This window comes from Nocardia sichangensis (genome assembly GCF_047200615.1).
Taxonomy (GTDB): domain Bacteria; phylum Actinomycetota; class Actinomycetes; order Mycobacteriales; family Mycobacteriaceae; genus Nocardia; species Nocardia sichangensis.
Genome location: NZ_JBJZOK010000012.1, coordinates 71,095 through 96,633, shown reverse-complemented (window position 1 = coordinate 96,633; position 25,539 = coordinate 71,095). Strand labels below are relative to the sequence as shown.

General features: G+C 67.3%; 26 protein-coding genes. 9 read left to right on the top strand and 17 right to left on the bottom strand.

Annotation, left to right across the window (positions count from 1 at the left end):
* The first annotated feature begins 65 nt into the window (after positions 1-65).
* Positions 66-989, top strand: a complete 924-nt coding sequence (locus ACL03I_RS18610) for an SDR family NAD(P)-dependent oxidoreductase (protein WP_355075791.1) — start codon at positions 66-68, stop codon at positions 987-989.
* Positions 990-1,114: 125 nt separating this feature from the next.
* Here the strand turns inward: ACL03I_RS18610 and ACL03I_RS18605 are convergent, their stop codons facing one another.
* Positions 1,115-1,537 carry a hypothetical protein gene (locus tag ACL03I_RS18605; protein WP_355075793.1) on the bottom strand — a complete coding sequence of 141 codons (423 nt, stop codon included), beginning with the start codon at positions 1,535-1,537 and terminating at the stop codon, positions 1,115-1,117.
* Between the two features lie 151 nt (positions 1,538-1,688).
* Here ACL03I_RS18605 and ACL03I_RS18600 point away from each other — a divergent pair, with 151 nt between their 5' ends.
* The gene (locus ACL03I_RS18600; protein WP_412806550.1) at positions 1,689-2,702 is read left to right on the top strand and encodes a Ppx/GppA phosphatase family protein; all 1,014 of its coding nucleotides are present in this window, start codon (positions 1,689-1,691) and stop codon (positions 2,700-2,702) included.
* Between the two features lie 9 nt (positions 2,703-2,711).
* Here ACL03I_RS18600 and ACL03I_RS18595 read toward each other — a convergent pair whose 3' ends face one another.
* Positions 2,712-3,662: a serine/threonine-protein kinase gene (locus ACL03I_RS18595; protein WP_412806549.1), complete on the bottom strand. Its 951-nt coding sequence runs from the start codon at positions 3,660-3,662 to the stop codon at positions 2,712-2,714.
* Positions 3,663-3,850: 188 nt separating this feature from the next.
* Positions 3,851-4,267, bottom strand: a complete 417-nt coding sequence (locus ACL03I_RS18590; RefSeq protein ID WP_355075798.1) for a hypothetical protein — start codon at positions 4,265-4,267, stop codon at positions 3,851-3,853.
* Positions 4,268-4,494: 227 nt separating this feature from the next.
* Here ACL03I_RS18590 and ACL03I_RS18585 point away from each other — a divergent pair, with 227 nt between their 5' ends.
* Positions 4,495-4,653, top strand: a complete 159-nt coding sequence (locus ACL03I_RS18585) for a DUF6011 domain-containing protein (protein WP_364430161.1) — start codon at positions 4,495-4,497, stop codon at positions 4,651-4,653.
* Between the two features lie 114 nt (positions 4,654-4,767).
* Here ACL03I_RS18585 and ACL03I_RS18580 read toward each other — a convergent pair whose 3' ends face one another.
* From ACL03I_RS18580 to ACL03I_RS18570, 3 genes are read right to left on the bottom strand one after another with little or no spacing between them, the layout of a single operon-like run.
* Positions 4,768-5,619: a class I SAM-dependent methyltransferase gene (locus ACL03I_RS18580; RefSeq protein ID WP_356967063.1), complete on the bottom strand. Its 852-nt coding sequence runs from the start codon at positions 5,617-5,619 to the stop codon at positions 4,768-4,770.
* Positions 5,620-5,623: 4 nt separating this feature from the next.
* On the bottom strand, positions 5,624-5,965 hold the full coding sequence (locus tag ACL03I_RS18575) for a VOC family protein (RefSeq protein ID WP_356967066.1): 342 nt from the start codon (positions 5,963-5,965) through the stop codon (positions 5,624-5,626).
* Entirely contained in the window at positions 5,962-6,117 is a 156-nt protein-coding gene (locus tag ACL03I_RS18570) for a CopG family transcriptional regulator (protein ID WP_355075803.1), read from the bottom strand. The genes ACL03I_RS18575 and ACL03I_RS18570 overlap by 4 nt, the downstream gene beginning before the upstream one ends.
* 148 nt (positions 6,118-6,265) lie before the next feature.
* On the opposite strand from ACL03I_RS18570, the gene ACL03I_RS18565 reads away from it, so the two are divergent.
* The 4 genes from ACL03I_RS18565 (at position 6,266) to ACL03I_RS18550 (ending at position 11,423) form a co-directional block, all read left to right on the top strand.
* On the top strand, positions 6,266-6,898 hold the full coding sequence (locus ACL03I_RS18565; RefSeq protein WP_355075804.1) for a TetR/AcrR family transcriptional regulator: 633 nt from the start codon (positions 6,266-6,268) through the stop codon (positions 6,896-6,898).
* Between the two features lie 285 nt (positions 6,899-7,183).
* Positions 7,184-8,425, top strand: coding sequence for a PucR family transcriptional regulator (locus tag ACL03I_RS18560; protein WP_355075806.1), 1,242 nt, complete (start codon positions 7,184-7,186; stop codon positions 8,423-8,425).
* Positions 8,426-8,522: 97 nt separating this feature from the next.
* Complete coding sequence (locus tag ACL03I_RS18555; protein ID WP_355075808.1) at positions 8,523-9,893, top strand: ABC1 kinase family protein; 1,371 nt, start codon at positions 8,523-8,525, stop codon at positions 9,891-9,893.
* Positions 9,894-10,277: 384 nt separating this feature from the next.
* On the top strand, positions 10,278-11,423 hold the full coding sequence (locus ACL03I_RS18550; RefSeq protein ID WP_355075809.1) for an esterase/lipase family protein: 1,146 nt from the start codon (positions 10,278-10,280) through the stop codon (positions 11,421-11,423).
* A 219-nt stretch (positions 11,424-11,642) separates the two neighbouring features.
* On the opposite strand, the gene ACL03I_RS18545 is transcribed toward ACL03I_RS18550, so the two are convergent.
* Positions 11,643-12,272, bottom strand: a complete 630-nt coding sequence (locus ACL03I_RS18545; RefSeq protein WP_356967072.1) for a VOC family protein — start codon at positions 12,270-12,272, stop codon at positions 11,643-11,645.
* Positions 12,273-12,567: 295 nt separating this feature from the next.
* Between ACL03I_RS18545 and ACL03I_RS18540 the strand changes: the two genes are divergently transcribed.
* Positions 12,568-13,848: an ATP-binding protein gene (locus ACL03I_RS18540; protein WP_356967176.1), complete on the top strand. Its 1,281-nt coding sequence runs from the start codon at positions 12,568-12,570 to the stop codon at positions 13,846-13,848.
* An 88-nt stretch (positions 13,849-13,936) separates the two neighbouring features.
* On the opposite strand, the gene ACL03I_RS18535 is transcribed toward ACL03I_RS18540, so the two are convergent.
* From ACL03I_RS18535 to ACL03I_RS18525, 3 genes are all read right to left on the bottom strand, one after another.
* Positions 13,937-14,953, bottom strand: a complete 1,017-nt coding sequence (locus ACL03I_RS18535) for an LLM class flavin-dependent oxidoreductase (RefSeq protein WP_412806548.1) — start codon at positions 14,951-14,953, stop codon at positions 13,937-13,939.
* A 267-nt stretch (positions 14,954-15,220) separates the two neighbouring features.
* On the bottom strand, positions 15,221-15,517 hold the full coding sequence (locus tag ACL03I_RS18530) for a putative quinol monooxygenase (RefSeq protein ID WP_355075815.1): 297 nt from the start codon (positions 15,515-15,517) through the stop codon (positions 15,221-15,223).
* 25 nt (positions 15,518-15,542) lie between these two features.
* Positions 15,543-16,592 carry an aldo/keto reductase gene (locus ACL03I_RS18525; RefSeq protein WP_364429876.1) on the bottom strand — a complete coding sequence of 350 codons (1,050 nt, stop codon included), beginning with the start codon at positions 16,590-16,592 and terminating at the stop codon, positions 15,543-15,545.
* A 141-nt stretch (positions 16,593-16,733) separates the two neighbouring features.
* On the opposite strand from ACL03I_RS18525, the gene ACL03I_RS18520 reads away from it, so the two are divergent.
* A complete protein-coding gene (locus ACL03I_RS18520; RefSeq protein ID WP_364429873.1) occupies positions 16,734-17,588 on the top strand; it encodes a helix-turn-helix transcriptional regulator in 855 nt (284 codons plus the stop codon).
* On the opposite strand, the gene ACL03I_RS18515 is transcribed toward ACL03I_RS18520, so the two are convergent.
* The 7 genes from ACL03I_RS18515 to ACL03I_RS18485 form a co-directional block, all read right to left on the bottom strand.
* Positions 17,547-18,794 carry an FAD-dependent monooxygenase gene (locus tag ACL03I_RS18515; RefSeq protein WP_355075819.1) on the bottom strand — a complete coding sequence of 416 codons (1,248 nt, stop codon included), beginning with the start codon at positions 18,792-18,794 and terminating at the stop codon, positions 17,547-17,549. The two genes, ACL03I_RS18520 and ACL03I_RS18515, sit on opposite strands and share 42 nt — an antisense overlap.
* Before the next feature lie 597 nt (positions 18,795-19,391).
* The gene (locus tag ACL03I_RS18510; RefSeq protein ID WP_412806547.1) at positions 19,392-20,474 is read right to left on the bottom strand and encodes a zinc-dependent alcohol dehydrogenase; all 1,083 of its coding nucleotides are present in this window, start codon (positions 20,472-20,474) and stop codon (positions 19,392-19,394) included.
* A gap of 77 nt (positions 20,475-20,551) precedes the next feature.
* Positions 20,552-21,784, bottom strand: coding sequence for an MFS transporter (locus tag ACL03I_RS18505; RefSeq protein ID WP_412806546.1), 1,233 nt, complete (start codon positions 21,782-21,784; stop codon positions 20,552-20,554).
* A gap of 141 nt (positions 21,785-21,925) precedes the next feature.
* Entirely contained in the window at positions 21,926-22,813 is an 888-nt protein-coding gene (locus tag ACL03I_RS18500; RefSeq protein WP_355075824.1) for an intradiol ring-cleavage dioxygenase, read from the bottom strand.
* Positions 22,810-23,880: a maleylacetate reductase gene (locus tag ACL03I_RS18495; RefSeq protein ID WP_412806545.1), complete on the bottom strand. Its 1,071-nt coding sequence runs from the start codon at positions 23,878-23,880 to the stop codon at positions 22,810-22,812. The genes ACL03I_RS18500 and ACL03I_RS18495 overlap by 4 nt, the downstream gene beginning before the upstream one ends.
* Complete coding sequence (locus ACL03I_RS18490; protein WP_412806544.1) at positions 23,877-24,284, bottom strand: nuclear transport factor 2 family protein; 408 nt, start codon at positions 24,282-24,284, stop codon at positions 23,877-23,879. The genes ACL03I_RS18495 and ACL03I_RS18490 overlap by 4 nt, the downstream gene beginning before the upstream one ends.
* Positions 24,281-25,171, bottom strand: coding sequence for an NAD(P)-dependent oxidoreductase (locus tag ACL03I_RS18485; protein ID WP_355075830.1), 891 nt, complete (start codon positions 25,169-25,171; stop codon positions 24,281-24,283). Before ACL03I_RS18485 ends, ACL03I_RS18490 begins: the two co-directional genes overlap by 4 nt.
* Between the last annotated feature and the right edge of the window lie 368 nt (positions 25,172-25,539).

Sequence of the window (25,539 nt, the reverse complement as noted above, 5' to 3'; positions counted from 1 at the left end):
TGCCGAGGGCCGCGGCGGCGACCATCGAGGCGACCGACGGGCTGTCATCAAGTGAAGGAGCCGCTATGCCCTCGACCATCGTGATGACCGGGGCGAGTCGCGGGATCGGCCGCGTCGCCGCGGAGCGCATCGTGCACGCGGCGCCGCAGGCGCATCTCGTCGTCGCCGCACGCGGGTCCACCGGTGCGCGACTCGCGGCCGAACTCGGCGCGGGCGGGCACCGGGTCTCGCACGTCCCGGTGGACCTCGATTCGCTGGACAGCGTGCGATCGGCCGCGGACGAGATCCGCAGCAGGCTCGACCTGGGCGAGCTGCCGCCGCTGCACGGTTTCGTGGGCAATGCGGGAATCCAGTACACGAACGCGCTCACCGAAGGGCCGGACGGATTCGAGTCCACCTTCACCGTCAACGTGCTCGCCAACCACCTGTTCATCCGCCTGCTCGAGGATCGCTTCCGCACTCCGTCGCGCATCGTGATCACCGTGAGCGACACTCACTTCGGCGACTTCCGGCACAACTTGGGCATGGTGCCAGGCCCGGTCTGGCGGTCCGCGGACGTCCTCGCCCGCCCCGGCGCGTTCTCCGAGCCGGGCACCACCGCCGCCGGGCGCACCGCGTACTCGACGAGCAAACTCGCCGCCATCCACCTCCTGCACGAGTACGCCCGCCGCCTGCCGGACGGCATCGATGCCATCGGCTTCAACCCGGGCTTCGTCCCCGGCACCGACCTCGCTCGCAACGCGGGTCGGGTCTCCCGGTTCGCGATGCGCCGCGTCCTGCCGGTATTGACCCGCACGCCGTTCGCGACCAGCCGCGCTGCCGCCGGGCGCCATCTCGCGGACGTCGTCCTCGGCGCCACCGCCGCGCCGACCGGCTCCTACGTCGACCGCGACCGGGTCGCCCGCTCGTCGGAGGAGTCGTACGATCCGCCGCGCGAAGCCGAACTCTGGGACGCTGTCGAGCGGCTCATCGCGCCTTATGCGGCCTGAGCCGGCGCAACTGTCCCTCCTGATCGGCAGAACCGGCCGGGTGATCGGAGAGAACTCGACGCAGGTCTTCGGAGCCGGGTAGGTCGAACCGCTCCGGATCACCGAGCGTCTCTCCGCGAGTCACCTCACAGGTAGGGGAAGCAATCGATATCGCGGTGCGTCAGGCAGGGTTGCTCGACGGGCCGCAGCCAGCGGGCGGGGACTCGCAGCGGTTCGACCTCGGGCAGGCGCACGGGCCGATCCTCGCCGTCGAACAAGGTCCCGCGCACCCGGAACACACCCATCGGCAGTCCGAGCGCGTCGGCTTGCTCGCTGGTCAGCATCACCGCGATGCGGGAGTTCGCGGTGATCCGCAGCCCTTCGACGGTGGTCGGCTCGCTGGTGTGGTCGATGTCGGTGACGGTGAGCCGGAACCGGCCGCCGCGCAGCCACGACCACGCCCACGTGAGCGAACCCGGCTGGTCGCAGTCGGGGTAGCGACTGCGTGGCAAGCGCTGCGGGACCAACACCATATAGGTGCACCCGACCTCGATATCGCGGGTCCGCATACCTTTCAGGGTGGCCGCAGCACCGGCTCATCGCAAGGAAACCAGCAAATCAGCGCTACACCGGGGCGGACCCGAAGGCGTAGGCGCAACCGGCCGCCGAAACCGCGCCGGAGTCGGGTATGAAAGCCGCCGCGCGGGGTAGGCGGCAGGTGTGCGACTGGGTGTGCTGGACATCGGTTCGAATTCCGCGCAGTTTCTGGTGGTGGACGCCTCTCGCGGGGCGCCTCCGTTGCCCCTGCGCGCGCTGAAGGAGCCGGTGCTGCTCGGCGAAGACATCGACGCGGCCGGGGTGATCACCGCGGACGGGGCGCAGCGGGTCGCCGACGCCGTCGAGCGGGTGCTGTCCGAGGCCACGCGCTACGACGTCGACAGCTTCTACGCGTTCGTCACCGCGGCGATCCGCGACGCGCCGAACCAGCAGGCGGTGCTGGACAAGATCGAGGCCGCCAGCGGCATCCGGCCCCAGTTCCTCAGCGGCGTGCAGGAGGCGCGACTGACGTATCTGGCCGTTCGCCACTGGTTCGGCTGGTGTGCTGGCACGCTGCTCATGCTCGACATCGGCGGCGGCTCCATGGAGATCGCACTCGGCCGCGACGCCGAGCCGAGCCTCGCGCTGTCGCTGCCGCTCGGCGCGGGCAGGCTCACACGGGCGTTCTTCGCCCAGGACCCACCGCGCCGGTCGGAGCTCGAGCTGATGCGCAGGCACATCCGCGACTGCCTCGGACAGGTGCGCGACCGCTTGCTGTGGGAAGGCACCCCACGACACGTGATCGGCAGCTCGAAGACGTTCAAACAGCTCGCTCGCCTCTCGGGAGCCGCACCGCAACGCCACGGACTCTTCGTCGCGCGCACCTTGCGGCGGGGCCAAGTGCATGGCAGCGTCCGCAAGCTGGCCGCCATGCCTGCCGAGAAGCGGGCGGCCCTGCGCGGGGTCTCACCGGCACGCGCGAGTCAGATCCTGGCCGGAGCGATGGTGGCGGACGCGACCATGGCGGCACTGGACATCGACTGCCTGGAAGTGAGCCCGTGGGCCTTGCGAGAAGGGGTCGTCCTGGAACACATCTCCACGCGCGTCGACAGTGACCGGACGCTGCCGTTGCACGCGCTCGAGCTGCCGCGGCACGGCCCGGAGTCCCCGGTCAGCGTGCTCCCGCGACGGGTGTGATCAGGGGGATCAGCGGTTGCCGAACACTTTGCCGCCGAATCGTCCGAATGCGGCATTCATCAGTGGCGAGCGGGTGACCGTCACTTTGAGGCGGTTCAGAATGGGGGCGATGGGGCGGGGGTCGACGTCGCGAAGCGCCTCGGTGAGCAGGCGGACGGGTTCGGCGCAGGAGTCGTAGCGGTCACCGGGGGCTTTCGCGAGTGCCCGGTGCAGGATCGCGTCGACCTCGGGCGGGATCCAGCGGTGCTGCGCGGAGAGCGCCGGGGGAGGCTCCTGCAGCTGCGCTTCGGCGGTGGCCATGAGGTTCACGCGAGAGAACGGCGTGTGGCCGGTGAGCAGCTCGACGGCGGAACAGGCCAACGCGTACTGGTCGGTGGCCGGTGACACCGTCTCCGCCCGCAGCAGTTCCGGCGCGGCATACGGCACCGATACGACGACGAACCCGTTGGTGGCCAAAGGCGGTTCCGGCCGATCCAGCCACCGCGCCGAATCGAAATCCGAGATCTTCACCGTCGACTCGTCCGTCCCGACCAGCACGTTCGCCGGTTTCACGTCGAGATGGACCACTCCGTTGGCGTGCGCGAAATCCAATCCCGCCGCGACGTGCGTCAGTACGTGGAGCACCCGCCGCAGGTCCGGGTACCGATGCGGTGAACGCACCAATGTCGAACCCGTCGCGCCCGCCACGTACTCGTGTGCCGACCACAGCCTGCCGTCGGTTTCCCCGTGCGTGTACATCCGCACGATGTCGGGGTGTCGCAACGCCGACAAGATGTCGAACTCGTGCACGAATCGGGCGCGCGCCTCGGGTGACCGACTGTCCTCGGGCCCCAAGATCTTCAAGGACACCGGGCGTGACCACTCCGGATCCTCGGCCAGGTACACGTGGCTGCTGCCACCGTGTCCCAGCGGGGCCCGCACGACGAAGCCCGCGAACTGGTCACCTGGTTCTAGCAGCACCGCCTCACCATAGTGCGACGCCCCCAGCCGCACGCCCGTGTTTGCCTTCGGTGTGCCCAACGGCACTGCGCCCGCGCGGTGAGCGCGATGATGCCCGCCGACGCGCAGCCTGCGGGACGCGAGACTGCTCCCGCCGGCCCGAAGGTCGTGGCACGACACATCAGGCCGACGGGCAGCACGGCGGTGGGTCAGACGAGGGTGATCTTGAGGGTGTAACCGGCCGCCGAGCCGTCGGCGGAGGTGACGAGGATCTGGTAGTCGTTGCCGTCGGCGACGAGATCGGCGTGCGGTGCCTCGTTGGCGACCTGCGGCCCGATCAGCGGGGCCACCGAGACGCGGGCATTGCCCGCGACGTCGAAGCTCAGGCGCTGCCCCGGCGCGGTGGCGATGGAGTAGCTGTCGGCCTTGCCCTGCCCGACGTTGCCGCTGATCTCGGCGCTGTTCTGGCCGGGAGCGATCTGCAGGCGTTGCACGACGCCGGGAACCGAAGGAATACCGGGCGCGGCCTGGGCGGTCGCTGCCCCTCCGGCCGCGGTGAAGCTGACGACGGCGAGCACCGCGGGCACGGTACCCACCAACGAACGAATCAGTCGAGAAGCGGTCATGGGCACCATCTTTCCTCAGCGCGTGTGCGAGATCTCATGCGGCTGCGGTAAACCGATGGCTACGCCCGGGGATCGCGCGTGGTCACCGCACAGACGAAGGCGCCCCAGTGACCGATCACGGATGGAAACACCGGTAATGGACGGGAGATGTCGGTGCCTCATGCCACACTGGCGGTGTAGTCACCTGGCCAGAGGAGAACGAATTGGCCGACATTGATGACCGCCCCGTGGTGCGACTGGTCGCGCATTGCCGTCGCTGTCACGGTTGGCTGCTGTCGCCACAATCGGTCGCACAAGGAATCGGCCCGACCTGTGCGATCCGTGAACGCGCGGAGCTGCGCGCCCAATCTACCCGAGAGCTCACTCTTTTCGACGTCGCGGCGTAGCCGGGGTTCGGTGCGTTGTCCGGCCGACCCGAAGATGCTGACCGGGCCGTCCCGCATCGAGTCCATAGCCGAGCTGTGGCATGGGGAGCGAGACGGCCCGGCGGGCCGATGCGTTCAGGTCGTCGCGATCAGAATCTGTTCCGATTCGGCCGGTCGCAGCCCGTCGGTCCGGTCGGCGAAGTAGCGGCCGGTCAGCTCCGCGGCGGAGACGTGCCGGGTGGCGGCGAATCCCGCGTCTTCGGCCAGCCGCACCATTTCCTCGGGACGGAAGAAACTGATGAACGGCGTGCCGGATCGGCGGGCGCCCTCCTCGGCGAATCCGCGCATGACCTGTTCATCGGCGTCGACGAGTTCGAGCGGCAGCAGGAAGGTCGTGACCAGAGCGGAGCCCGGCGCGAGCGCCGAAAGTTGCCGCAGAGTAGCGATATTCGCCTCGCGGGTCAGGTACATCGACACACCGGTGGAGGCGACTAGCGCCGGACGAGCGGGGTCGAAACCGGCCTCGAGGAGCCGCTGCCACCACGCGTCCACCTCGAAATCGACCGGAACCAGCCGCAACCACGGCGGGATGTCGAAGCCGAGTTCGCTGAGGCGCTGCCGTTTCCATGCCTGCGGTCCGGGTTGATCGACCTCGAAGACGGTGAACCGTGCGGCCAGCTCCGGTCTGCGCTGGGCGAAGGTGTCCAGTCCCGCGCCGAGTACCACGTACTGATCCACGCCGCGCTCGGCCTGCTCGGCCAGCAGATCCTCTACGAAACGCGCCCGCGACACGATGCCCGCGCGCATCGGCGCGGTGGACCGCGGATCCATGTCCGGGCGGTCCCGCCAGCCGTCCTCGGGCGCGGCCAGGCGTAGGCCGACGCGGTCGTCGAACACGTGCGGTGCCTGGTCGTGCAGCGCGTGCACGGCTCGCCACAGCGCTACCCGGACCGCGGTGCTGTCCGGCGCGATCGTCTCGGGTGTCATCGGCTCACTCCTCTCCCGGGGCCTGCAGGCTCCATACCCGCCCGTCCGGGTCGTGGACGGTCATCTCCCTCGTCCCGTAATGGGTCGGCTCGAAGTCGGTGCGGATCTCGACACCGTCACCCGGACGTACCTCTGGGCTCGCCACCTTCAGCACCAACCGGGTGCTCGTCTGCTGTGTCGGCGGCACCTCGGCCACGAAGACGTAAGCTCCCTCGCCGTTGCGGAACTGGCCGGAGTTGTGATCGGTCTCGAAGTCGACCGTGAAGCCCAGCCCTTGCAGGAATTTCGCCATCCGGCCCCAGTTGTGGGTCTCCAGGAACACGGCCTCGATGCCATCGGTGGTCATTGTCGATCCTCTCCTTCGTCGTCGAGGTAGGCGCGCAGCGCGGCGGTGACCAGCGCCGACAACGACATCTCCGACTCGATCGCCCGATACTTGACCTGCTTGATCAGCTCGATCGGCAGGTAGACGTTGAACTGCTTCACTTCCTCGGCCACGAGGCAATGCTAGCAAACTAGCATGCTAAGGGACAGGGTTCCAGCATCGACCGTCGATCGGGTCATCGAACCCGAGTTCGAGCACGACGCCGGTCGCTGTGGTTAAGATGAGCGACGCTCATTTTCCGTGGACGGGCGGGAGGAAGTCATGCCGCCGAAGGCTGTCGGTCAACGTCGTCGCCCCGCGCAGGCGCGGGCCAAAGCGACCAGGGAGCACATCCTGGACACAGCGGCGCGGCTGTTCGGTGAGCGCGGTATCGCCAATACCTCCACGAACAAGATCGCGGCGGAAGCGGGCGTGAGCATCGGCACGGTCTACCGGTACTTCGCCGATCGCGGTGTCCTGGTCGAAGAACTGCTCGAGCGGTTGCTCGAAACGGTGGAGCGGCGTTTCACCCAGCGCGTCTTCGACTTGTCGGGAAAAACGATGCATCAGGTCGCCGCCGACATCCTGGGCGTGATCACCGAAGAGCTGGTGGCCAATGCGAAGTTGGTGCGCGCGCTCGTCGCAGGCGTGCAGTTCTACAGCAGTGGCATTCCCGAGTTCGAACCGCGGCTGCGCCTGCTGGTGAAAGTGATGCTGATCCAAGTGCTCGGTCCGGGCGACGATCACGAGTACGACGTGATGACCTTCGTCGTGATCAATACCGGTTTCGCGGCTGTTTTGCGCGCGTCCGCCCTGGAGGTCGACGACCCCGCGCGCGCGGAGGCGATCGACATGACAGCGCGGATGATCGGCGCCTGGGCCGAAGCCGAGGCGGCGGCGCGCGCCGCCGTTTGAGCAGCTGTGGCGCTCTGCGCAAAAAAGTGAGCACCTGACCATGTATGTGGTGCGCATGAGCTTCCCAAATCGGGCTTTCCTTCATGATCTTTGCTGGTCAGAGCTTATTTTTCCGTTACTTCCCCAGTCGCCGGAAGCGGAGTAGCAGCTGAGTCGGCCTGCGGTTTACCGTTTTTCCACGGACCGAACGGCAGATAGTGCCGCGGACACCGCGAGGTAGTCACGGTCGCCGATCGAGCGCGAACCCGACGCTCCCTCGGTTCCACGGCGACAAGGAGGTCACCAGTGACGATCGAGAGCATCGCCCACGTCGAATCGAACAACGCGCGGCGCGTCACGCCGCATACACCGAAAACCCACCGGGCCGCCGCGAAGGTCGTCGCGCACCTCATCGATTCCGCCGCGTTGCCCGGGGGCACGGCCGAGGCGGAAGCCGCTGCCGTGGTTCGGATGTGCTTGGAGTGGGCCGTCCAGCGATTGAACGGGCAGGAATCGACCGGACGAACCGACATTCTGCAGACAGCGGCGGCGGGATGGGCCAGGAAGGGGATCCCGATCGACGGCATCCTCCATGCGATCCACGCCGGGTTCAAATTCGGATTGGGCATGCTGTTCGCCGACGAAGACGGCCGCGCCGACCTCATCGCGGGCGCCGCCGTCACGCTCGAGCTCTTGAACCTGATCACCGCGACGGTCAGTAAAGCGTATGTGCGAGAGTGCAAAGCCGTGGCGGCCGAGGACCACGCCGCGACGCACACCTTGACTTCGGCGCTGCTCGGCGGGCACGCGTCCTCGATGATGGCTCGCGAATGCGGAATACCGGTCGCCGACGAGTATTTCGTGCTCGCGGTCGCGGTGCCCGCGCATCCCGACGAAAGCCTTCCCCAGCTCGACAGCCGAGTCGTCGCCCGGCGTAAGCTGCGCCGCCTGCAGTCCGGCCTCGCCGACCTGTTCGACGGCCGGGCGCTGTCGCTGCTGTCGGTCGACGGAGGAACGATCCTCATTCCCACCACCCAGCTCAACGCCCTCGATCTCGACAGCGTGGTCGACAAGCTGTCCGCGGCGGCGCGCGTGCCGGTCACCGCCACCGTCGTGACCGCCGGTCCCCGGCAGGTCTCCGTCGCCGCTGCCCAAGCCCATGAGTTGCTCGACACCGTAGAGCAACTCGGACGCGAACCCGGGTTGTACAGATTCACCGAACTGGCGCTGCAATATCAGCTCACCCGGCCCGGCATCGGCCGCGATGTACTCGGCACCCGGGTCGCGCCGCTGATGGAACATCCGGACCTGTTGGAGACGCTGCGGATCCACATCGACAACGACCTCAACCGCCAGCGCACAGCGCGGCAACTCCATGTGCATCCGAACACCGTCGATTACCGGCTGCGCCGAATCGCGCAGCTCACCGGACTCGATCCCGCCGACGCCAGGGGACTGTGGTACCTGCGTTCAGCGCTGATCGTCTGGACCGACGACGGCACCCGGCGGCTCCCCGCCGATGCCAGGCGAATGGCCGACTCGCGGTAGTCCGCAGGCCGCCTCGCCCCCTCGACAATCCGCGATGGAGGTGCGAAGAATATCCGGACGCGCGACGCACGCGCGGATGCTCATGGAGGTGCGTGCCGTGGCCGATCGAGTGCCCGGAGGACGTCTGGTCAGGAGCGGTCGGTTGGGCAGACTGGCCACAGGCCAAGCCGTGCGTGGGGTCGGAGCCCGGTTGTCGATGATCGGCCGGACCGAAGAGGCCCGGCGCGTACTCGCCGAACGTTCCACACTCGCGACCGCGCAGCAGGTTGTCACGGTGCTCGGCAGCATGAAAGGCGCGGCGATGAAGCTGGGCCAGATGCTGTCGGTCCTGGATGTCGACCTCGTTCCGGAATCGCATCGCGAGCTCTTTCGGACCAAGCTGGCCGAACTCCGCGATCAGGCGCCGGCCGTGCCGTTCGCGGAGATGCTGAAAGTCATCGAGGACGATCTCGGGCCGCCTGCGCGCGTATTCGCCGACTTCGACGAGACACCGATCGCCGCGGCATCGATCGGCCAGGTCTATCGGGCACGACTGCACGACGGGCGCACCGTCGCGGTCAAGGTGCAATATCCCGGTGTCGATCGAGCCGTCCACGCGGACATGCGCAATCTCGAGATGCTCAGCAAGCTGTGGAAGTCCATGTTGCCCAGCGCCGCCGACAATGCCGTGCTGGACGAGATCTCGCGCAATATCGGTAACGAACTCGACTATCCGCGGGAAGCCAGGACCCAGCATCGGGTCGCGATGCGTTATCGGGGGCATCCTTTCATCACGGTGCCCGACAGTATCGAAGAGTACTGCGCGCGAAGAGTTCTCGTAACCGAGTTCGTCGAAGGCGGCACTTTTCAGCAGATCCGGACGCTGCCCGACACCGAGCGTGACCGGCTCGGTGAGTTGATCTACCGCTTCTATATCAGTTCGCTGTTCTGCGACAACGAATTCTGCGGTGATCCGCATCCGGGAAATATTCTATTGGCGGCCGACGGCAGGCTCGCGTTCGTCGATTTCGGACTCTACGACCGGATGGACCCCCTGCATGTCGACTTCGAACGCGCATGTCTGCGTGCGGCCGGGGAGCACCGCGCCCGAGACCTCTACGAGGCCTGGGTCGGGCGCGGCATCATCGACCCGGATGTGGGGGTCACTGCCGAGGAATGCTTGGAATACGTATGGGCCGCGACGGGATGGCATTTGCTCGACGAGCGAATAACGATCACCCCCGAGGTCGCGACCGGTGCGGTGATTCTGGCTGTCGACCCTCGTGCCGCCCAGTTCAAAGGCATGCGGCAGCAGTTGCTTCCGCCCGAGCATGTGTTCTCGCGACGCGCGGATCTGTTCACCTTCGCTGTGCTCGGTCAGTTGCGGGCCACCAACAATTGGCATCGGCTCGCGCGTGAGTGGCTCTATCACGAGGACCCCGTCACCGAGATCGGGCAGGCCATCGCGAAATGGCGGGCCGGCTTGTGACGCCGTTCGGGTTTCCGGACCCCGCAATCCACTGATGCGCTGAATCCGGTGACCGACTCCGACGCCTTGCGTTTCGGATTTCGGTCCGGAAATGGGACTGCGTGACCGCGGTATCTCGTCGGCGGCCTATGCCATGTGGTCGATCTCGGTTTCTCTCGTTCTGTGGCCGCTCATATAGGTAGCCGCAACTTCGCAGTGAGCCGCCCAGAATCCGTTGCTGACCAGCATCTTTCGCCGAATTCCGTCCTATCGTTGCTGCCGTTCGACATTGCGAGGCGCGCCTGCCGGCAAGGACAACCATGCCGAAATACGGAAAGGCATTCGATGAGATCAAGCGTCAGTCGGCGAATATTGCGCACCGCCGTATTCACCGTAACCGCGACCATGACGATGGGGTTGAGCGTGCTGACCGTGCACGCGGCCCCGGAGACGGGTCCGACGGAGCAGCAGTTGGCCGATTACATCGCGGCGGGCCGTAAGGCAGCGCCGGTTGCGGATTCGGGGAGCGCGGGGTCGGGGTCGGCGTGTACGTCGGGGAGTGGTGCGGGTTCCGGGAATGGATCCGGTGACTGCTACGGGGGTTCGGGAAGTAGTTCCGGGTCGTCGGGTGGCTATGCCAGTGACACCGTGGGATTCGGTCCGCCGATGACGTCGTGGTTGGCGGCGTTCGGGTACGGATTGACTCATCCGGATGTAGCGCCGCCGGGAGCGAACGACTGGAACTGCAAGCCGACGGCGGAGCATCCGCGTCCGGTGGTGTTGGTGCACGGGACGTGGATGAACGCCTACAACGGATTCGCGTTCATGGGGCAGCCGATCAAGGATGCGGGGTTCTGCACGTTCACGTTCAACTATGGACGGTCGAATCTGTTGGAGGGCGGCGGTCTGGGGTCGGTGTTGCCGGGGGTGATGGGCACCGGTTACATCCAGGATTCGGCCAAGCAGTTGGCGGTCTTCGTGGATCGCGTGCTGGCGGCGACGGGGGCCTCGGAGGTGGATCTCGTGGCGCATTCCCAGGGTGGGTCGATGTCGAACTGGTACACGAAGTTCGAAGGCGGCGCGGCGAAGGTGAAGAACTTGGTCACTTTCGGTGCGACGCATCACGGGACGAGTCTCGACGGGATCGGCGCGCTGGGGCGGGCGATCAACAACTTCGGAATCGACGTGCTGGGTTTCATCGAGATTTTCGTGGGGCATGCGGGAATTCAGCAGACGATCGGTTCCGACTTCGTCAACAAGCTGAACGAGCACGGTGACACGATCGCGGGGGTGGACTACACCGTGGTCGGTACCCGGTATGACGAGATCACCAATCCGTATGACCTGACGTTCCTGAAGGCGGCGCCGGGGGTGTCGGTGCAGAACATCACGTTGCAGGACGGGTGTGAGCAGGATGTGTCGGATCATCTGACGATGATGTATTCGCCGCGAGCGTTGTCGATCGCGTTGCGGGCATTGGACCCGGTGGGTCATCCGAATCTGGAGTGCACGTTCAACCCGTGGCTGCTGGGCGGGGGAGGCTCGCTGTAATCACCGAATTCTCGAGCGTGCGCCGTAGGCGGCGGTTCTAGTGGACTCCGACGCCGCGTTCCGGCGCACATTCGCCGCGAAGTCTCGGTCATCGACGCGTTGCCCCGATCGGTGATCCACACCGCGGCGAGTGCCCATCGAGCGACCTGGATCCTCGCTCGATGGGCACACCCATGCGGTCAGTGAGCATGTCCGGCGAGCACCGGCCGACCGACCGGCTCAGACCGCCGCCTCCCAGGCGAACCCGTCCGGGTCCACGAAAGGGCCGATATTGCCGCGGATGGCGATCCGGTGCGACCCGGTGCCTTCGGGTGCGATGCCGGCGTCCTTGGCAGCGGCACGGCGCCCGTAGAGCGCCAGTTTGACCGACGCGGCCGGGGTGGCGAACTCCACGTACTTGCTGCCGAAGCTCTTCGCCACAGCCAGGCCGTGGTCGATGTAGAACTGCTTGGTCGCCTTGACGTCGTCGACCCCGAGGAGCACGACGAAATCATCGACTTCCCGGGTGGCCGGGCCGGTGTCCTTCTTCGATGACGTCGCCACCTTCCAGAGCGCGCCGTCCGGCGCCTGGACGACACCGCCGTAGCCCCAGAAGCTCTTCTTGACGGGCTTGAGCGTCGTCGCACCTGCGTCGACAGCGGTACCGACGAGGCTGTCGACGGTGCTCGGCTGAGACACCACCAGCGACAGCACATAGCCGCGGAAACCGCTGGTCGGAGCGTCGGAGGCGCGGAAGCGCAACTTGCCGCCGAGTCCGAACGCGGCGGCGTAGAAAGCCTCGGCAGCGCCCGGATCGGGCACCTCGAGCACGACGGAATCGATTGCGGCCTGATCAGTGGTGAGGTTCATGGCACCAACGCTAGGCGGCGCGCGGCGAGCGCCGCTTCTCGATTCCTGACCGGTCGGTTCCGGCGGCCCGAGATCCCGCCCGAGACCGTCCGGCGGATGTGCCACAGCTACCTGGCGGCCGCGGTGATCAGCCGCTGAATCCCTCGTCGGACCCGAGGCGGCCGTCGGGGGCGCAAGGCGCGCCTGGTCGCCAGCTGCGGCGGGGCGCAGGGATCGGCTTGCTCACGTACGCCATGGGTGTTTACTGAAGGAGCGGTTCGGTTCGCCCACCCTTCGATGGCGGTTCGAGGTGCGTATGCCGGTATGGCGGATTCGCGAGTTTCGTGACGCTGATCTGGATCAGGCGATCCAGATCTGGGAGCAGAGCCGTATGGACACCGCGGGTGAGCCGGTGTTCGCGTTGGCGGAGGTGCTTGCGTCCGCGCGGGCGGGGCAGCCGGCGGTGGTGGCCGAGGTCGGCGAAGAGATGGTGGGTATGGCCGTCGCGCAGGTCCAAGGTGAGCGGGCGTGGGTGTTGCTGGTGGCGCTCGGTGCGCAGTGGCGGCGGCGCGGTATCGGCAGTGCGTTGCTGACCGAACTGGAGAGGCGGCTGCGGGCGGATGGGGTGCGGCGGATCTGCACGCTCGTTCCCGAGGGCGCCACCGGGTCGGTCGCGTTCGAGAATTCCGGCTATCTGCGCAGGACGGGTTTGGTCTTCTACGAGCTGGTCGAACCGTTGGCGCCCGCGCAGTCCAGTCTGCTGAGCGAGCTGGGCGGTCGGCTGTTGCCACCGGGGTTGTGGGAGTCGATGGCGGGCATGGACCGAGAGAAAGAGGTCATCGAGCGGCGGATCGTGTTGCCGTTGGCGCGCCCGGATGTCGCGGAACGTTATCGGGTCAGGCCACCCAAGAGCGTGATCTTGTTCGGACCGCCGGGTACCGGGAAGACCAGTTTCGCGAAAGCGGTCGCTTCACGGCTGGGTTGGCCGTTCGTGGAGTTGTTCCCGTCTCGGCTGGCCGCGACGGCCAGCGGTGGTCTCGCGGCCTCGCTGCGTGAGGTGTTCGCGGATTTGAGCGACCTCGATGAACTGCTGTTGTTCATCGATGAGGTCGAGGAGATCGCCGGTGCGCGCGAGGGGACGGCGACCAGCCCGGCGCACGGGGTGACGAACGAGTTGCTGAAGCTGATCCCGGTTTTCCGGGAGGACTACAGCCGGTTGCTGATCTGCGCGACCAACTCGGTCCGGTCTCTGGATTCGGCATTCCTGCGGCCGGGCCGCTTCGACTACGTGATACCGGTCGGCCCGCCCGACGAGCCTGCCCGCAAGGCGATCTGGCGGCGCTACCTGGGTCCGGCAGCCGAGACCATCGATCTCGCACGCCTGGTCCGCGCGACAGTCCACTTCACTCCCGCGGACATCGAGTTCGCCGCGCGTGCCGGTGCGCAGTCGGCGTTCGAACGCGCGGTCCGCGAGGAAACGAGCGAACCCGCCGACCTCGAGGACTATCTGGCCGCCGTCGCCAACACTCGCCTGACGCTGACACCGGAAATCCTGACAGCGTTCGAGCAGGACCAGGCCAACTACACCCGACTATGAGATTCGGCCACATTTGAGGCGTGCTTGCGGAGATTCAGGACTCGATACCGAGGAGTGGGCCGCAGCCTGTGGTGGACGCCTTCGCCGATCACTTCTCCGAGGCCCGCCGAAGGGAGTGCGACTCCATCAACAGTTCATAAGATCTGCGGCGGTCGCTCGGGTCGTACAGGTCGGTCTTGATCAACAACTCGTCGGCACCGGTGGCATCGACCAGCGCTTGCAACTGCGGTAGCACCGTGGCGGCGCACCCGACGAACACACCGGTCAGCTTGTCATCGGTGTTCCGAATATCCATATACCCGTGTGCTTCAGCGGTTTGCGGGCTGGGCAGTTGTATCGGTCGGCCCTGCCGTCGCCGGGCGACCTTCATTCTCAGCGATCCGGCCAGCCACTGGGCTTGCTCGTCGCTGTCGGCGACGATAACCGCCACACTGATGACGATGCGCGGAGCCGGGCACAGCGATGACGGCTGGAACGTTTGCAAGTAGCTTCGGACCGCATCAATCGTGCTCGAGGGTTTCAGATGGTGGGCGGCGGCGAACGGGAGCGCGAGGCTCCCAGCGATCCGGGCGGTATGGTCGCCGCTGCCGAGCATCCAGATTTCAGGCCTATTGCCCACGGCAGGCACAGCCGCCACGCGGCCACCGGCTCTATCCACCTCGAACAGCGCGAGCAGCGCTCGAACCTGATCTTCGAACGTTTCGGCCGGGCGGTCGTGCTCGCTGCGTACGAGGTCGGTGATCTCGCGAGGTCCGCCGAGCGCTCGTCCGAGTCCGAGATCGATTCGCCCCGGGTGAAAAGCCTCCAAGGTGCCGAACTGTTCGGCGACCACGATCGGAGCGTGATTCGGCAACATCACCCCGCCGGCGCCGACCCGAATCCGCCGCGTCACCGAGGCCACGCGTTCGACAACGACTGCCGGTGCCGCGCAGGCCACACCCGCCATCCCGTGGTGCTCGGGCACCCAGTACCGGTAGTAGCCGAGATCGTCGACGAGCTGTGCCAGCTCAACGCTATTGCGCAGCGCCATCCTCGCGTTCGATCCCTGCGTGACAGGAGCCGTGTCCAGAACCGAGATACGAACCTCACGACGGTGTTCGACCATTCAGAGCACCTTTCCGCAGCGATATCCCGCGCTTGCTCAGCTCCCGCCGGCCGTTGAGCATCCGTCGTGCTCGATGCCGCGACGGTATCCGCGCTGACGCTGTGGATATCGTCGCACTGCCTCGTGCAGTCGCACCGGGCCGCAGCGTCCGCTCCCACGAATGCGGGTTCTCGGAGAGGCCAGCGCTCGCGGTAGTTCCTCCCGGTCAGGAACCCCGAACTCGCGTATGGAATCGCGGTCGGGGTTCCGTCGCGGGCTCTCGACAGTTCACCCGATAGGGGCGGCGACGAGTGTGCGGAGGGTCATCGGCTCGGCGAGCACGAGTTCGAGCACCTGCTCCACATGTCGGAAGTGCGCTGTCGTGAAGTGGTCGGCGAGAGACTGAGCGCTGGTCCACTCCTCGACGATCACCATCCGGCCGACGTGGTTCGGGTCGAGGTAGGGCCGGTAGGCCAGGCAGCCTGGCTCCTCCAGCGAAGGCTCGATCATCGCTTCCAGCGCGGTGCGAAGCCGATCCTCCTGTCCTGGCGCGGCCAGGCACTCGGCGATGACGGTGAGCGACATGTGATCTCCTGTGCGGTAGAGGTTCTCACGGCTGAGTGGGACCGGCGCCCGCGCCGGAGGCGGTGATCGCCGCGGCGATCTCGGCCAGGTCCGACGGCGTCAACGCCACCGAGTCCGCGCCGATCCAGCCGTCGACCTGGTCGGACTTGCGCGCACCGACGATGGCTCCGGTGATACCGGGCCAGGCAAGCACCCAGGCGATGGCCACCTCGGCGACGGTCACGCCGTGTCGTGCGGCGATGGGGCGCAGCGCGTCCGCCAACTGGAGGTTGGCGGTCAGGCCGGTGGTGAAGTCGTGGTGGGCGGTCCGCCAGTCCTCTGCGGGCAGACCGGCCACACGCTCGGCGGAAAAGGCCCCGGTCAGCAGGCCGGACTGCAACGGCGAGTAGACGATCACGCCGGTTTCGTGTGCGTGTGCCCAAGCGATCTCGGCGGCGGACGACCGGTTGATCGCCGAGAACGGCGGCTGGATGACGTCGACGTGAGCGATCCGCTCGGCGGCCTCGAGCAGGTCGGGCGTGTGGTTGGACAATCCGATCGCCCGAACCTTGCCCTCGGCCTTCAGGTCGGCCATGACCTGCCAGTACTCCTCCAAGGGGGTAGCGTTGGGCGACACCGCCCCGAAGCCGCCGCCGGCGTACTCCAGCGATTCGCCGGTGTCGGGATAATGCACCTGGTACAGGTCGATGTGGTCGACCCCCAGCCGCCGCAGGGAGTCTTCGACCTCGCGGCGCACGCTCGCGGGTTTCATGATCCGCCGAGGCGCGGCCGACGGGTTCTCCGGGTCCCAGACCAGGCCGACCTTGGTGAAGATGTACGGGCGGTCGGCCTGCGGCAGGCCGGAGATGGCCTTGCCGACCAGTTCCTCCGAATGGCCCAGGCCGTACACGGCGGCGGTATCGATCCAGTTGACGCCCGCGTCGAGCGCGTGGCGGATCGCGGCGACCGATTCGGCGTCGTCCGTGGCGCCCCAGCTGAAGGTCCAGCCCGATCCTGAAACGGCCCACGAACCGAAGCCGAGCCGGGTGATGTCCATACCGGTGGTGCCGAGGGGGACGGCGGTCAGGGTGGTCATTGCGCAGTGCTCTTTTCTTGTCGGCGTTCGTTTTCGGTGCCTCCAACCTTGGCGGCCGCGTCCCGGGCTACCCAGTGCCAGCTGGAGCCTGGGCACCGCATGACCAGGCTCGCGTCCGGCAGGCGCGGGGATACTGGCCGCATGCCATTGGACAGACGGGCGGAACTAGGCGAATTCCTGCGCTCCCGGCGGGCCCGCTTGCGGCCCGAGGAACTCGGCCTGCCGGACTACGGCGGTCGCCGCCGCGTTCCCGGGCTGCGCCGGGAGGAACTCGCGCAGCTCGCCGGGGTGAGCGTCGACCACTACGTGCGGCTGGAACAGGGGCGCACCCTGCACTTTTCCGAAGCGGTACTGGATGCGGTCGCCCGGGCGCTGCGCCTGAACGATGTCGAGCGGCAACACCTCTACCGGCTCGCACGACCTTGGTCGGAAGGCGACCGCGCGGATGCGCCGCAGCGGGTCCGGCCGGGGTTGCGGCGGCTGCTGGACTCGGCCGCCGACGTGCCCGCGTACATCGTCGGCCGCAACACCGATGTCCTGGCCTGGAACCGACTCGCCGCCGCGCTGATCACGGACTTCGGCGCACTGCCACCCGCACAGCGGAACCTGGCCCGCCTCGTCTTCCTGGACGAAGGCATGCGCAGCCTCTACGCCGACTGGCCGGAGAAGACCCGCGACGTGGCCGCCTACCTCCGACTCGACGCCGGGCGGCACCCGGACGACCCGGAAACGGCGGCGTTGCTCGACGAGCTTGCCGCGAGCAGCGCGGAATTCCGGAAAGCGTGGGCAGAGCACCAGATCAAGGACAAGACCCACGGCCGGTACGTCTACCGGCACCCGGTGGTCGGCGAACTGGACCTCGGCTTCGAAACCCTGCGCTTCCCGGACGATCCGGACCAAGCGCTGATCGCGCACACCGTCGAAGACGGGTCGGCCTCGCAAACCGCCTTGCGGTTACTGGCGAGCTGGGCTGAGGAAACGCGGCCGGTGAGTTGAGACCACTCTTGCCATCGCGAGTTCCCCTCGTCGAGCAGCGCGCCACCACCGCCGTCCGGAGTCGATGGCACGCCGGATCTTGCGCACAGTGGGTATCTGTGTGAGCAGGTGTTGCTGATATCGCCACGGCATTTGTGGCCCGTGCCGAGCCGCCATCGCATAGGCGAGTTGCACGGGGCTGCGGTCGAGATACCGGTCAGCGTGTTCGAACCAGATCATGCTGGTGCGGGCGGCCGCCTGGATCGGGCGTAGCGCAGCGCGGCGCTGCGCATCGTAGTTCTCCAGCGCGTCGGTGAGCTCGGCATGCTCGTACAGGTTCTGTGCGAGCACGACGGCGTCGACAATTGCCAACCGGGTGCCGGAACCGATGGTGAAGTGCGTCGTGTGCGCTGCGTCGCCGAGCAGCACCACGTTGTCGTGATACCAGATCTTGTTGGTCACCTCGAGAAAGCGGCTCCACCTCGCCGCTTCGCCTCGTGTGGTGCTGAGCAAGGAGTGATCGTCGAGAGTGCGCGCGAATATGTTCTCCAAAACGCGCAAGTTCTCCAGATTGTCCTGGGAATCGAATCCCAGTCCACGCCAAGTCTGCGGTTGGCACTCGACGATGCAGGTGCTGACTTTCCCGGCAATCGACGGGTAGGCATGGAACCAGATCCATCCGGCCGAGGTGTGTTCGAAGGCGAAGGTGAATCGGGTGAAGACCTTGTCCGTACCGAGCCAGACATATCGATTCTCGCCGAGTGTGACGGACGTGCCGAAACGATCGTCAACCAGCCGCCGTACCCGGCTGTTCGCGCCGTCGGAGGCGACGATGAGATCGGTGTCGCCGAAGCCGGACAGATCGTGCACCTCTCGCCCATGCCGGACATCGACGCCCAGGTCGCTCGCCCGCCGGGAAAGTACGTCCAGCAATGCCGCGCGCCCCATGCTGAACCCGTAGCCCCCGAAATACGCGGCTCGGTCGTCACGCACATGAATTTCCTGCTCACGCCATAGGACCGACCCGGCCCGCACCGCCTGGGCGCTGTCGGGGTCATTCCGATACAGAATGTCGAGCAGGTCGTCCCAATACACGACGCCCCAGCCATAGGTGGACCCAGCGGGATCGCGGTCGATCACCGTGATGTCATGAGCCGGGTCGCGCCGCTTCATCGAAATCGCGAAGTACAGTCCGGCCGGCCCGCCACCGACGCACACGATCTTCATTTCGTCACCAGCTCCAGCCCGGTCGGTCGAACTCGGCTTCAGATGAGCCCTGCTCGATGCGACCGAGCCCGGCACGCTGTACGTGTCCGGGCTCGGTCACCGGCGCTAGAAGCTGCCCCAGCCACCCCAGCCGGGGTTCCACCACCCCCAGCCACCGTTACCCCAGCCACCGCCCCAACCCCAACCCCAACCGCCGCGGCCCCAGCCGCCACCGCCCCACCCCCAGCCGCCGCGGCCCCAGCCGCCGCCGCCCCAACCCCAGCCGCCGCCGTGACCCCAACCAGGGCTGTCGACGAGCTGGGTCGCAGACGTGGGCGTCGTTGCGCGGGCGGTAGGCGCTTGCGCCGCGGCTGCGACGACCGGAACTGCGGCAACTGCGGCTATACCGGCGGCGGCCGCTAACCGGGCGAACTTTGTATGTGAATTCTTTCTGTCGAACATGATAGGGCTCCAGGGACAGTCCCGACCTGCCCGAATTGTACGCGTTTTCGCGGAATTGTAGAAGTTTCCGTGTTGCCCAATTTATAATGCTCGCCGCATTCCCTACCGTTTCCTGATCCGAGGATGCCCGCGTGCCCTGTGGAGGGGATGGAATCGTCAGTAAGGCCGGTGTATTCGGTGGCCGGGATCGATGAGGATCTTGCCTTCGATCCGGCCGGCGGCCAGCTGGTCCAGTGCGTCGCCCAGCTCGGCGAGCGCTATCGGGGGTCGGGCGAATTCGTTGCCCAGTTCCGGGGTGGCGGTGAGGATGTCCAATGCCGCCGGAAGGTCGGTGTCGCAGATGTGGGCCAAGGTCGTGTCGAGGGTGATCTCGCGGAAGATCATCGAGTGCAGGTCGAGTGTGGGATGTTGTTTCGGGATGCCGACGGCTTGGACTCGACCGCCGTCGGCGACCATGTCGAGGGCGGCGGCCAGTTGGCCCGGCGCGCCACTGGCTTCGATCACCACATCGGGCTTGCGGCCGCCGAGCGCGTCGCGGACGTCGGCGCTCAGCGCTGAGGAGGGCGGCAGGGTACGGGCGGCGCCGAGCCGTCTGGCGCGTTCGAGGCGGGCGCCGGGGAAGTCGATGACGGTGATGTCGTAGTCGCCGAGATGTTTCAGGCCGGCCAGGACGAACGAGCCGATCGCTCCGGCGCCGATGACCACGACATGGTCGCCGTCGCGTACCCCGGCTCGGCGGGCGGCGTGGATGCCGACGGCCAAGGGCTGCGCGAGTGCGGCGTGGTCGAGGGGGAGGCCGGGCGGCAGTCGGCGCAATGTTCGCACCGGAACGGCGACGTATTCGGCCATGCCACCGTCGAGGTCGAGCCCGAGGGTCTGGTATCGCGCGCACCGGTTGGTGCGGCCTTCGTGGCAGCGTCGGCAGGTGCCGCACCAGATCCCGGCTCCGCTGGCCACGAGTGTGCCGGAGGCGAGGTCTGTTCCGGTGTCGACTTCCACGATCTCGCCGACGAATTCGTGCCCGGGGATGATCGGGCCGAGGTGGCGGCTGTGGGGGTGACGGTGGTGGACGGGAAAGATCTTCGGCCCGGCTGTCCACTCGGCGGCGTCGGTTCCGCAGATGCCCGAGCGCAGCACACGCACCAGCGCTTCGGTCGCACCCGGGGTGGGGATGGCGACGTGTCGCAGACGGATATCGCGGGCGCCGTGGTAGACGGCGGCTTGCATCGTCGATGGCACAGAAGGTCCTCGAGGTCGGGGCGTGTTGCCGGACAGCGCCGTCGGGCCGGTCGTATGACGAGCGGCCCGACGGTGTTTCATACGGTGACGGGTGCGTCGTCGCGAGGGTCGGTCATCGGTCGGATGACGACCGTGTCGTCGGTGGCGCCGGAACGGGGCAGCAGCAGGGCGACGACGGCGGCGAGTCCGAAGAAGCAGGCACACAGGATGAGTCCGCCGCTGAAACCGATGTCGGCGGCCAGTCCGGCCAAGGCGAACGGCGCGAGCGCGGAGATGCCGCGGCCGACGTTGAAGCAGAATCCGGCTCCGGTGGCGCGGGCTCGCGTGGGGAACAGTTCACCGAGGTAGGAGCCGAACAGGCCGAAGAAGGCGGTGAACGCGCCGAACAGCGGTCCCAGCCACAGCAGACTGGTTTGGTGGGTGGTCACCGCGTAGATCGGCAGTGTCAGGGAGACCCCGGCCAGGGTCAGGATGATGGTCCGGTGGCGGCCGATGTGGTCTGCGAGGAACCCGAATCCGTTGTAACCGGCGAACATTCCCAGGTTCAGGATGGTCACGAAGACCGCGACCGAACTCGAGGGCAGGTCGCGTTCGGTCGTGAGGTACGTGGGCAGCCAGGTCGTCGCGCCCCAGTAGCCGAACAGCGCGAGGGCCGCCATCAGGGTGCCGAGCAGGGTCGTGCGGCGCAGGCCGGGGCCGAGGACATCGCGCACGGAGACGACCTCGCCGGTGTCGGCGGCCTTGTGCACCGCCCAACCCGCGGATTCGGTGAAGAAGATCAGGACCACGACGACGGGGAGTGCGACCGCGGCGCCCGCCACGAGGAACATCAGTCGCCAGTCCGGCAGGAACCAGCCGGAGATGGTGGCGGCCATCGCGCCACCGGCGGGGAAGGCGCTGATGACGAAGGCGGCGGCGCGGCCTCTGCTGTGTTCGGGCCAGGTCTCCACGACGTAGGCCGAGACCACGCTCCACACCGCGCCCAGGCCGATGCCGGCGAGGAACCGCAGCAGCAGGACGGTCTCGAAGTTCGGGGCGACGGCGATCACGGCGGTGAAGACACCGAAGGTGACCAGCGACGCGATCAGTGCCTTCTTACGTCCGAAGTTGTCGGCGACGTAACCGCCCAGGACGCTGCTGACGCCGATGCCTATCAAGGTGGCGGTGGCCAGCAGTCCGCCCTGGGTGACCGATAGCCCCATGTCCTTGCGGATGGTTGGCAGGGCCATGGACAGCAGCACTATCTCGAGCGCGTCGAACAGGTAGGCGAGAAAACACCCGCCGAGCACGATCCAACGACTACGTCGCATCGCGACACCTCCAAAGTGGCCTGCCGCGGACATGACTGCGCGGCAGGGAAAATCGTGTTCGCAGGGAATGAAGCCCGCCCTGCCGGGCAGATCCGGGATCCGCGTGCGCGGACGGCGCGGTGTGCGGCCCGCGATAGCCGGCTAGGAGCCGTCGTGGGCGGCCAGGACGAGGTCGAAGTCGATGCTCGTCCAGCCGCGTTCGGAACGGGTGCCATCGGGCGTGGGGTCGACGGCATCGTGGCTCACGACGTCGACCACAAGGTTCTGCTTCACCCCGAACACCGCGTCACTGTCCAGGTACGGGTCGCCGGCGACGAAGATGTGGGTGATCAGGGTCCGGTATCCGGGTGCGGTGACCATGAAGTGCAGGTGGGCGGGCCGCATGGGGCCGCGGGCAGTGGCCGCGAGCAGGTCGCCGACCGGGCCGTCGTGCGGGATCGGATAGGGCGCGGGGAGAATCGAGCGGAAACGGTATTCGCCGTCGTGGCCGGACCGCAGCCAACCGCGACCCGCCGAGCGGCCGTCGGGATACTGGACGTCGTAGAAGCCGTCTTCGTCGGCCTCCCACACTTCGATGCGCGCACCCTCGATGGGGACGCCGGTGACCGAGCGCACCTGGCCGGACACATAGCAGGGGATTCCGGCCGCACCGCGGGCGATGTCACCGCCGAGCGGCACTTCAGGGGCTGTGTCGACGAAGAACGGGCCGAAGACTGTGGATTCGGTGGCTCCGGGTTCGCGCGGTTCGTTGATGGCGATGGTCAGCATCGACAGGCCGAGCACGTCGGAGAGCAAGATGAACTCCTGGCGGCGCTGGTCGGTGATGTGCCCGGCGCGGGTCAGGAAGCCGATGGCGACCTCCCACTCGCGTTCGCTGAGCCGCACGTCGCGGGCGAAGGCGTGCAGGTGCTCCACAAGGCTGTGCATGATCTCGCGCAGGCGGGGATCGGGGGTGGCGTCGAAGCTGGCCAGCACCTCCTCGGTGACGGCTTCCTCGCGGTCGGTGGTCAGGGTTCGGTCGATGCTCATGTGGTGTGCCTCGAAGGGTCGGATCCCGACCATGCGGCGTGCAGCAGGGCACGGAGGCCGGCAGGAGTGACCGGAGTGGGGTTGTCGGCGGGTGCGATCGCGAGGATGTCGTCGCCGACCGCGGCAATGTCGAGTTCGGTGACGCCGAGTTCGCATAATCCTTTGGGAATTTCGAGCTTCTCGCCGAGTTCGCGCAACGCGGTCACCGCGTCGGGGCGGGCGAGCGCGTTGGCGATCCGGTCTCCGGCCTGCGGCGCGTTGGGCAGGTTGTAGGCCAGCACGTACGGCAGGACGATGGCGTGTGTCTGCGCGTGGGGCAGATCGAACGCGCCACCCAGGACGTGGCAGATCTTGTGGTGCAGACCGGATCCGGCGACGGCGAACGCCGATCCTGCGAGGTAGGCGCCGAGCAGCAGTTCACCGCGCGCCGCGAGATCCGAGGGCGCGGCGTGGATGGTGGGTAATCCGTTGACCAGATGGCGAATACCGGCTTCGGCGACAGCACTCGAGATCGGGTTGCGCTGCGGCGCCCAGAACGCTTCGACGCAGTGGGCCATCGCGTTGAGACCGCTGGCGACCGAGAGGTCCACCGGGAGCGCAACAGTCAGTTCGGGGTCGTAGATCACCGTGCGGGGCAGGACCCGTTGATCGGTGCCGGTGGTCTTGCGGCCTCGATCGGTCAGCCCCCACACCGGCGTGACTTCCGAGCCCGCGTAGGTGGTGGGCACCGCGAGGATCGGCAGCCCGGTGGTCAGGGCGACGGCCTTGGCGGTTCCGGTGGTCGACCCGCCGCCGACCGACAGCACGAGATCGGCATGTTCGGCGGCGGCGCGGGCGCGTTCGGCGACCTCGGTGGGCACGTGCGGACGCACGTCGGTGAATGTCGCGATCATCCTGTCGGCGAACGGCGCGCACAACCGCGCCCCGATCACACCTTCCTTGCCGGTGCCGATGAGCAGGATCCGTTCCGCGCCGAGACGGTCGATCTCGCCGAGCAGCTGGGTGCGCGCTGCGCCCGCACCGAAGACGACGCGGCCGGGCAACCCGTCGTAGGTGAAACTCGTCATCGGCGTTCACCCGCCGGGATGACGGTGGGCTGGAATGCGAGCAACAGCCATTCGTCGTTCTCGTACACCCAGACCGCGAGTACTCGGTTGGCCAGCGTCTTGCGGACGCCGCCGGCGGTGATCTCGGCGTGCATCTCACCGACGACGATCGCGGTGTCCGCGGCGACGACGACCCGTGTCACCGGGTGGTCGATGCGGTGGTAGCGGTAGTGACCGGTGCGGAGTTTGTCGAGGTAGCTGTCGCGGGTGTCGACCTCGGCGTTGGAATGGGTGTAGACGAGGTCGGGGTGGGCCAGCGCGGCGAAACGGTCGAACTCGCCGGTGAGGACCGCGGCGTAGCGCCGATCCTCGAGCCCCCGGATGGCGGTCTCGATGCTGGCAGCGGTCATGGTTGCGCCGGTCATGGGCGCGCTCCTGTCTGTTCGAGTTCGGCAGCGGTCGTGTGGTTCGGTTTCTCCGCGCGATCGCGCAGGGCGGTGAGTACTCGGGCCATGTCGGCCTCGGCGAGGCCGGCGTCCACGGCTTTGTCGAGGACGGACAGCGCCGCTTCGGAGCCGGGCAGGTCGAGCCCGTGTCGGTGGGCGAGGTCCAGGGCCAGACCGAGGTCTTTGCGGATGAGGGAGACCGGGGCCGCGACGGCGGTGGACTCCGGTGTGAGATACGTCTGGCGTTTGTAGCCGACGTACGGGGCTCCGGCGGCGCTGCCGCTCAGGATGTCGTAGAAGACACCGAGGTCGAGATCGGCGGCCTCGGCGATCAGCAGGCCTTCGGCGACAGCCTGGTTGAGCCCGGCCAGCACCGCGTTGACGGCGAGTTTGGCCGCCGAGCCCGCACCGACCGGGCCCGCGTGGAACTGGGCCGCGGTCATCGCGGCCAGTACCGGGCGGGCACGCTCGAACTGGTCGGCCGACGCGCCGACCATCGTGGTGATGGACGCGGTCTCGGCCATGGAGACGCTGCCCGAGACCGGCGCGTCGATGAGCTGGAGGTGGGGCAGTTCGCCGAGTGCGCGCACGGCTTCGGGGCCGATGGTGCCCATCACGATGTGCAGGTGACCGGGCCGCGCGGCGCGCAGCACTTCGCTCACCACGGTGAAGGTGGAGGGACCGTCTGGCAGCATGCTGATCGACAGCGAGGCGGCGGTGAGGTCCTGCGCGGAGGCGACCGCGGTCGCTCCCTGCGGAGTCAGTCCGGGAACGGGGTCGTAGGCGAGGACGGAGTGGCCCGCCCGGACCAGATGCGTCGCCATCGGATGTCCCATACGGCCCAGGCCGGCGAATCCGATCAGCATGACCGCCTCCCTCGTTCGGACATCGCGTGTCGCGCGAGCGGTGGCACGGCTGCCGTGGGGTGACGCGCTGCGAGGAAAGACATGGGTCTCCTTCGTCATCGGTGACCGGAATGGACGCACTCGTGAGAGTGACGTTCAGTATCATGGAACAAAATTCCACATAGTGTCAAGTAACACCAAACATGATGATTGATAGAAGGTAGCTATTCGATCGGAGGATTTCCGCCATGTCGGACACTGGAAAGGACTTTTCGTCACTACGTAAACTGTTGTGCCGAAGCCAATTAGAGGCTTCAGTGGCCATGTTCGACGCGACTCGGTCCAGGACGGCGCAGACGCGGATGCCTCAGCGGCGATGTTGCCGGACT

Bases quoted from the DNA above. Each gene is read 5' to 3' on its own strand.
- ACL03I_RS18535 (WP_412806548.1), bottom strand. From the start codon at position 14,953: ATGGTCGAACACCGTCGTGAGGTTCGTATCTCGGTTCTGGACACGGCT.
- ACL03I_RS18550 (WP_355075809.1), top strand. From the start codon at position 10,278: ATGACGATGGGGTTGAGCGTGCTGACCGTGCACGCGGCCCCGGAGACG.
- ACL03I_RS18580 (WP_356967063.1), bottom strand. From the start codon at position 5,619: ATGACACCCGAGACGATCGCGCCGGACAGCACCGCGGTCCGGGTAGCG.
- ACL03I_RS18505 (WP_412806546.1), bottom strand. From the start codon at position 21,784: ATGCGACGTAGTCGTTGGATCGTGCTCGGCGGGTGTTTTCTCGCCTAC.
- ACL03I_RS18485 (WP_355075830.1), bottom strand. From the start codon at position 25,171: ATGCTGATCGGATTCGCCGGCCTGGGCCGTATGGGACATCCGATGGCG.
- ACL03I_RS18575 (WP_356967066.1), bottom strand. From the start codon at position 5,965: ATGACCACCGATGGCATCGAGGCCGTGTTCCTGGAGACCCACAACTGG.
- ACL03I_RS18610 (WP_355075791.1), top strand. From the start codon at position 66: ATGCCCTCGACCATCGTGATGACCGGGGCGAGTCGCGGGATCGGCCGC.
- ACL03I_RS18540 (WP_356967176.1), top strand. From the start codon at position 12,568: ATGCCGGTATGGCGGATTCGCGAGTTTCGTGACGCTGATCTGGATCAG.
- ACL03I_RS18565 (WP_355075804.1), top strand. From the start codon at position 6,266: ATGCCGCCGAAGGCTGTCGGTCAACGTCGTCGCCCCGCGCAGGCGCGG.
- ACL03I_RS18515 (WP_355075819.1), bottom strand. From the start codon at position 18,794: ATGAAGATCGTGTGCGTCGGTGGCGGGCCGGCCGGACTGTACTTCGCG.
- ACL03I_RS18490 (WP_412806544.1), bottom strand. From the start codon at position 24,284: ATGACCGGCGCAACCATGACCGCTGCCAGCATCGAGACCGCCATCCGG.
- ACL03I_RS18525 (WP_364429876.1), bottom strand. From the start codon at position 16,592: ATGACCACCCTGACCGCCGTCCCCCTCGGCACCACCGGTATGGACATC.
- ACL03I_RS18590 (WP_355075798.1), bottom strand. From the start codon at position 4,267: ATGACCGCTTCTCGACTGATTCGTTCGTTGGTGGGTACCGTGCCCGCG.
- ACL03I_RS18545 (WP_356967072.1), bottom strand. From the start codon at position 12,272: ATGAACCTCACCACTGATCAGGCCGCAATCGATTCCGTCGTGCTCGAG.
- ACL03I_RS18520 (WP_364429873.1), top strand. From the start codon at position 16,734: ATGCCATTGGACAGACGGGCGGAACTAGGCGAATTCCTGCGCTCCCGG.
- ACL03I_RS18500 (WP_355075824.1), bottom strand. From the start codon at position 22,813: ATGAGCATCGACCGAACCCTGACCACCGACCGCGAGGAAGCCGTCACC.
- ACL03I_RS18530 (WP_355075815.1), bottom strand. From the start codon at position 15,517: ATGTCGCTCACCGTCATCGCCGAGTGCCTGGCCGCGCCAGGACAGGAG.
- ACL03I_RS18605 (WP_355075793.1), bottom strand. From the start codon at position 1,537: ATGCGGACCCGCGATATCGAGGTCGGGTGCACCTATATGGTGTTGGTC.
- ACL03I_RS18495 (WP_412806545.1), bottom strand. From the start codon at position 23,880: ATGACGAGTTTCACCTACGACGGGTTGCCCGGCCGCGTCGTCTTCGGT.